The organism is Dysgonomonas sp. 511 (assembly GCF_010501105.1).
GTDB lineage: Bacteria > Bacteroidota > Bacteroidia > Bacteroidales > Dysgonomonadaceae > Dysgonomonas.
This window is the reverse complement of record NZ_QVMQ01000113.1, coordinates 1-315: the sequence shown is the minus strand read 5'-3', so window position 1 is coordinate 315 and position 315 is coordinate 1. Positions and strand designations below refer to the sequence as shown.

The 315-nt window shown below is 41.0% G+C and carries 1 protein-coding gene; it reads right to left on the bottom strand.

What is annotated here, in order from left to right:
• Positions 1–78: 78 nt before the first annotated feature.
• Positions 79–237, bottom strand: a complete 159-nt coding sequence (locus D0T57_RS15500; protein WP_163274364.1) for a hypothetical protein — start codon at positions 235–237, stop codon at positions 79–81.
• Positions 238–315: the final 78 nt, after the last annotated feature.

Here is a 315-nt window from a genome sequence, read left to right as displayed (position 1 = left end):
TTAAGTCGCTATTGAAAGAAAAAAACATCGGAACCATTTTTAGAAAGAATGAACAGGGACGCATCTATGGGGTAACATTTATAGATTATCCTCGTCAGCACCATACTTCCTTTGCCATGCCCTTTTGGGTATAGCTCCGAACATCGCCCCGCCATCGGCCGAATATACCTGCGATGCGTATTTGTCGATAGGGTTTTCCAGCGATTCCACATCCGGCATATATCCTATTACGCTCATGGATGATCATACGAGATAATTTAGTCAAAGAAAAAGTATCTATTCTCAAACTACAGGAAACCCTTTATAATACTGCAT

Excerpts from the sequence above, each read along its gene's own strand:
- D0T57_RS15500 (WP_163274364.1), bottom strand. The coding sequence starts at position 237 with ATGAGCGTAATAGGATATATGCCGGATGTGGAATCGCTGGAAAACCCT.